Origin of the sequence: Pseudomonas sp. ICMP 10191 (assembly GCF_001467335.1) — a bacterium.
Taxonomy (GTDB): domain Bacteria; phylum Pseudomonadota; class Gammaproteobacteria; order Pseudomonadales; family Pseudomonadaceae; genus Aquipseudomonas; species Aquipseudomonas cerasi.
Genome location: NZ_LKGW01000149.1, coordinates 1 through 5,252, shown reverse-complemented (window position 1 = coordinate 5,252; position 5,252 = coordinate 1). Strand labels below are relative to the sequence as shown.

The 5,252-nt window shown below is 53.8% G+C and carries 8 protein-coding genes; 7 read left to right on the top strand and 1 reads right to left on the bottom strand.

Annotated features, from left to right (window positions below):
• From AO388_RS22900 to ppa, 7 genes are all read left to right on the top strand, one after another.
• Positions 1-587, top strand: a 587-nt coding sequence (locus AO388_RS22900; RefSeq protein WP_177343138.1) for a chloride channel protein, incomplete at its 5' end; no start/stop codon positions are given.
• The gene (locus tag AO388_RS22895; RefSeq protein WP_012723170.1) at positions 584-949 is read left to right on the top strand and encodes a hypothetical protein; all 366 of its coding nucleotides are present in this window, start codon (positions 584-586) and stop codon (positions 947-949) included. The genes AO388_RS22900 and AO388_RS22895, both read left to right, overlap by 4 nt.
• Positions 950-1,032: 83 nt before the next feature.
• Entirely contained in the window at positions 1,033-1,356 is a 324-nt protein-coding gene (locus AO388_RS22890; RefSeq protein ID WP_012723169.1) for a DUF190 domain-containing protein, read from the top strand.
• Between the two features lie 42 nt (positions 1,357-1,398).
• On the top strand, positions 1,399-1,665 hold the full coding sequence (locus tag AO388_RS22885; RefSeq protein ID WP_012723168.1) for a hypothetical protein: 267 nt from the start codon (positions 1,399-1,401) through the stop codon (positions 1,663-1,665).
• Between the two features lie 103 nt (positions 1,666-1,768).
• Positions 1,769-2,110: a hypothetical protein gene (locus tag AO388_RS29255; RefSeq protein WP_032657050.1), complete on the top strand. Its 342-nt coding sequence runs from the start codon at positions 1,769-1,771 to the stop codon at positions 2,108-2,110.
• Between the two features lie 73 nt (positions 2,111-2,183).
• The gene (gene eno / locus AO388_RS22875; protein WP_012723166.1) at positions 2,184-3,467 is read left to right on the top strand and encodes a phosphopyruvate hydratase; all 1,284 of its coding nucleotides are present in this window, start codon (positions 2,184-2,186) and stop codon (positions 3,465-3,467) included.
• A 114-nt stretch (positions 3,468-3,581) separates the two neighbouring features.
• Entirely contained in the window at positions 3,582-4,133 is a 552-nt protein-coding gene (gene ppa, locus AO388_RS22870; RefSeq protein WP_012723165.1) for an inorganic diphosphatase, read from the top strand.
• A 131-nt stretch (positions 4,134-4,264) separates the two neighbouring features.
• Here ppa and cydB read toward each other — a convergent pair whose 3' ends face one another.
• Entirely contained in the window at positions 4,265-5,248 is a 984-nt protein-coding gene (gene cydB, locus AO388_RS22865) for a cytochrome d ubiquinol oxidase subunit II (RefSeq protein WP_058417203.1), read from the bottom strand.
• Positions 5,249-5,252: the final 4 nt, after the last annotated feature.

Below are 5,252 nucleotides of genomic sequence, written 5' to 3'. Positions count from 1 at the left end.
AAGCCTGGGGAGTGGTTCATACGCATTACGTCATTGGCGAAGTGGTTCCCGTGCAGCTCTGGAGCGTCATGGCTGTGGTCGCCGCTGGGATTATCTTCGGCCTCACTGGCCTGCTATTCGCGACGACCACCCATAAGCTAGGGGCTTTCGTTAAACGACTTATCTCCTATTCGCCATTACGACCATTCGCCGGCGGCCTTCTGATCGCAGTAGTCCAATCCTTTCAAATGCCAATGGCTCCTTGGGACTGGCTTGGAAAGATGTTGTTCACCGTTGTCTCCCTGGGGACTGGATTCAAGGGCGGCGAAGTCACTCCGCTGTTTTACATTGGAGCCACCTTGGGGAACGCGCTAGCGCCCCTCTTACATCTTCCCTTCGGCATGCTGGCTGGTATCGGTTTTGTCGCTGTCTTCGCTGGTGCAGCTAATACGCCACTGGCAACCATTGTCATGGCCATGGAGCNCGGTCACAGCAAGCATCACCGTCCTCTGCCGAAGGAAATCCGGCTCTCCGATATCAAGCAATTTCATGCTCAAAGTGAATCCGCCAGCGAGCGCAAAGTGACTTTTATTGGGGAAGAGAAATGACCGAACATCGCCAAGATCGCCTGACAGCTTTGCAGCTCTATTTCCCTGGCGCTAGTCGGGCTCGAGTTACAAATTTCTGGCATCACCTGAGTGCGCCCGCACTTGCCCAACACCTTCTTAAAGTCGCGCAGAAAGCCAAGATTGATCAGGTCATGCTCAAACCGATTTCTGCGGGCTATTTGACGGGCCATCGCATTTCCCATCATCACCCGGAGCTTGGTGATATGCGTCATCCGCAGTGTCTGGAATTGCTGGATACAGAGGTCAAGCTGCGCACCTTCCTGCGCGACCACGCTGACGAGTTGCGCAAGGTGCGAGCAGTTCTTCTCTTATGCGAGTTACCGCTCAGTGAAGCCTTGTAATTCAGTTCGAAGAAACAGTTCGCAAATGAAGAGGCATAGCCGACTAACCGTTGGTCGCTCTCGCCACATTAGAGGATGTTGCCATGAATGGCTTTCAACTGACGTTTTTCACTGAACAGAGTACCAACTACCAGCATCTTCCACTCGGGGAGTGGCTGGTTGAGTTCGCCAAACGAGAGGGCATGTTGGGAGCGACGCTGGTGAGCGGTACGGAAGGCCTGGATCATTTAGGACATTTGCATACCGCGCATTTCCTCAGCGGTGCTGATCATCCGGTCACAGTGACGATATCCACTGATGAGCCCGGGTGCGAGAAGTTGCTGGAAGCATTGGCCAAGGAGGCGTTTTCGCTGAGCTTTATCAAATTGCCCATCGAGTACGGTCGAGTGGGCCAGGCGAAAAGCTGAAAACCACGGTTTGTTGGACAACCAGTAAAAAGGATAAACGCCATGTACCGAATTTATAACCTGCGTCCACAGCCAGCCCCCGTCAACTGGGCTCGTGACAACAGGCCGCTCCTCGTAGGACTGGTTTTTTGGGCGCTTTTTTTGGCGGGCATTGCAGGCAGCCAAAAGGTATCGAGCGAGGGTTGGTACATCGTCACCTCGCTCGAAGGCGCCTTGGTCACGATGCGCATGCCCAGTGAGAAATCCTGCAAGGCAGACGTGACCATCACCTGCGTACCTGGCTACGAGCTGAGAGCACAGCAACGTTGAACGTTACGAGCGCGATGGTGGTGGGCAATCCAAAGATGAGATTGCGAAATGGAACTCACCGACGTCGGCTCATCAAAACCACTTTAGAGAAATGGGATACCACATGAGCGCAGTGATGCTGAGCATCGTATTCGGGCTTGTGATGGGCAGGCTTTTTACAGGATCCGTCTATGAATTCGTCGCGCTTTTCATCGTAAGCATTGGAGTGTCGTTGCTGACGTTTCATCTGCTAGATCAAAGGCGGGCCATGCTACAAGCCCAGACTGCGTACTGCTGTTCTGTGATGGTTGCGTCAAACCAAATGCTGGAGCTTTTCCAGATGGCAAAGGGAGGGCAATTCATGCCCTTGGTGGGAGAGATTCCTGAGCTAATTATTGGAGGCTTCTTGGTTCCCGCAATTGCGGTGTCGGCAGTGCAGCTGTTCAGAATACTCATGGAGAGCTGACTTCCGAAATCGAGGCCTCTCGACTTATTCACATGGTTAATGACGTTCCCGAATCGTCCCTTGGAGAAAATCAATGAAAACGCAAATCCAGGCTATTCATGCACGTGAAATTCTCGATTCACGCGGTAACCCTACCGTTGAAGTCGACGTCACCTTGGAGTGCGGAACACTGGGCCGGGCTTCAGTCCCGTCCGGTGCCTCTACAGGCGCTCACGAAGCTGTTGAGTTGCGTGACCATGATCCAAAGAGGTATTCCGGCAGAGGAGTGTTAAAGGCCGTTAGCAATGTGAATACCGAAATACTTGAGTCTCTGAGAGGCCAGGATGCAGTTGACCAGGAACAGATTGATCATCTGATGATTAAGCTGGATGGAACACCTGATAAGTCTAGGCTTGGAGGAAACGCCATCTTGGGCGTCAGCCTCGCCGTAGCCAGAGCGTCGGCTTCTGCGATGAAAGTGCCCTTGTTCCAATATCTGGGCGGCGAGCAAGCAGCAAGAATGCCCGTCCCAATGTTCAATATTCTCAATGGCGGTGTTCACGCAAACTGGCAAGGCCCTGACTTCCAAGAATTTATGATTGCACCTACAGGGGCTGGCAGTTTCAAGGAAGCCTTGCGTTGGGGCGCTGAGGTGTACCACGAGCTGAAAGCGGTGCTTAAGGACGCCGGCTACTCAACAGCGGTCGGAGATGAAGGCGGCTTTGCGCCGACGCTCAAGAAAAACTCAGATGCCATTGAGCTGATCATTAAGGCAATTGAAAGGGCCGGTTATACCCCTGGATCTCAGATCGAGATCGCTATCGACCCAGCATCCAGCGGTTTCTATGAGAACGGTCTTTACCATCTGCGCTCTGAAGGTCGTAAGGTCGATGCTCAAGAGCTGATTAGTCTCTATTCCTCCTGGGTCGACAAGTACCCGATTGCGGTACTGGAAGATGGCCTCGCGGAAGACGATTGGTCGGGCTGGAAGCAATTGAATGCTGCGCTGGGTAACCGGATCGAGTTGGTTGGAGATGACCTGTTTGTCACCAACGTCGAACGGATTCAACGAGGCATCAAAGAAAACGTCGCCAATGCTGTACTGATTAAACCCAATCAAATCGGAACCCTGACTGAGACCAAAGCCGCCATCGTAATGGCTTACGGGGCAAATTGGGGAGCTATGGTTTCTCATCGTAGCGGGGAGACTGTAGACAGCTTCATCGCAGATCTGACTGTTGCCATGGGTACTGGCCATCTCAAGACGGGCGCTCCATGTCGAGGGGAGCGGGTCGAGAAATACAATCAGTTTCTGAGAATAGAAGAGCATCTTGGCAGCCATGCGTTTTATGCAGGACATGATGCATTCGTGCGCTGACGGCCTATAGCCGGTAAACCTGTTGTACTGGTTACCGTAAAAAACGAACCACATATCGCTGTTGGCAAAAACGTCAGTGGCATTGGCCTTTCCTAGACGCTTGGAGATATGAGCATGAGCTACACGGATATTCCAGCTGGTAACGCGATCCCCGATGACTTCTTCACCGTTATCGAGATTCCTGCAAACCACTCGCCGATCAAGTACGAGGTGGACAAGCCGAGTGGACAAATTTTCGTAGACCGCTTCCTCAGCACGCCCATGTTCTATCCGGCCAACTACGGGTTCATTCCAAATACGTTGAGCGATGACGGAGACCCGTTGGACGTCTTGGTGATTTGCCCTTACCCGGTATCGCCTGGCGTTGTCATTCGTAGTCGCCCGGTTGGCGTGATGTACATGACGGACGAAGCTGGAGCGGATGCCAAGGTGATCGCGGTGCCTCATGAAAAACTAAGCTCTGTGTACAGCAACATAAAGGAATTCTCTGACCTCCCTGCATTACTCCTCGCACAGATCCAGCACTTCTTCGAAAGCTACAAGGCATTGGAGCCGGGTAAGTGGGTAAAGATGGGCCGTTGGGGGAGCGCAGATGAGGCCCGAGAAGAGATTCGCAAATCGGTAGCTACGTATAAACCAAAAAAGGGGGACCACTCGCCACATTAAAGGATGTGGCCACCTGTGTACCGAGCTACGCTCCAAGCACTGCAATAATGTCACTGATGGCGAAGTAACCCAAGGACTGCATTCCTGAACGGACTAGAGATTCCCGAGGCATTTAAAGGGTGTCAGTTCACTCAATGATAGCCTGCCTGATCGTTAACCTTTCCTCGGAACACGGAGTAGCTCCAAATGGTGTAGCCCAGAATGATCGGGATAATGAGCAGAGCACCTACAAGCATAAAACCTTGGCTTTGCTGGGGGGCTGCGGCATCCCAGATCGACGTCAACGGTGGGACGATGTTCGGCCACAGGCTGATGCCGAGGCCGCTGTAACCCAGAAAGATCAATACCAGGGTCAAGATAAAAGGCGCGTAGTGAGCACTGCTCGCCACGGCCCTGAACAACCCCCACATAGTCACCAACACTAGGACTGGCACCGGCAGGAACCAGAACAGGTTCGGTAGGCAGAACCAGCGTGCAGCGATATCGCCATGGGCGAGCGGCGTCCATAAGCTGACCACGGCGATCACAGCCAGCAGTGCCAACGTCAAAGGACGGGCCAGGTTATGCATGGCTTTTTGCAGCACGCCTTCAGTTTTCATGATCAGCCAGGTGCAGCCAAGCAAGGCATACGCAACTATCAGCGCAGCGCCGCAGAACAGACTGAACGGCGTCAGCCAGTCTAGGCCGCCCCCGGCGTACTGGCGATCGACCACCGGGAGGCCGTCGATGTAGGCGCCCAACGCCACGCCCTGGAAGAAGGTCGCCACCAGGGAGCCGCCGATAAAGGCCTTGTCCCAGATGTGGCGCTTCTCGTCAGTGGCCTTGAAACGGAACTCGAAGGCCACGCCGCGGAAAATCAGCCCGAACAGCATGAAAATCAGCGGCAGGTACAGGGCCGACAGGACCACCGAATAGGCCAGCGGGAAGGCGCCGAACAACGCCGCGCCGCCAAGCACGAGCCAGGTTTCGTTGCCGTCCCAGACAGGCGCGACCGTGTTCATCATTACGTCGCGATCGCCCGAGCCCTTCATGAAAGGAAAAAGAATGCCAATCCCTAGGGAGGCGCTGCAAAAATAGCCAACTGTCCCCACCCTTGGCACACTAAGTTCCTTCAACCAG

What these genes read in the sequence shown, in the direction of transcription:
- AO388_RS22895 (WP_012723170.1), top strand. Translation starts at nt 584, where the DNA reads ATGACCGAACATCGCCAAGATCGCCTGACAGCTTTGCAGCTCTATTTC.
- AO388_RS22890 (WP_012723169.1), top strand. Translation starts at nt 1,033, where the DNA reads ATGAATGGCTTTCAACTGACGTTTTTCACTGAACAGAGTACCAACTAC.
- AO388_RS22885 (WP_012723168.1), top strand. Translation starts at nt 1,399, where the DNA reads ATGTACCGAATTTATAACCTGCGTCCACAGCCAGCCCCCGTCAACTGG.
- AO388_RS29255 (WP_032657050.1), top strand. Translation starts at nt 1,769, where the DNA reads ATGAGCGCAGTGATGCTGAGCATCGTATTCGGGCTTGTGATGGGCAGG.
- eno (WP_012723166.1), top strand. Translation starts at nt 2,184, where the DNA reads ATGAAAACGCAAATCCAGGCTATTCATGCACGTGAAATTCTCGATTCA.
- ppa (WP_012723165.1), top strand. Translation starts at nt 3,582, where the DNA reads ATGAGCTACACGGATATTCCAGCTGGTAACGCGATCCCCGATGACTTC.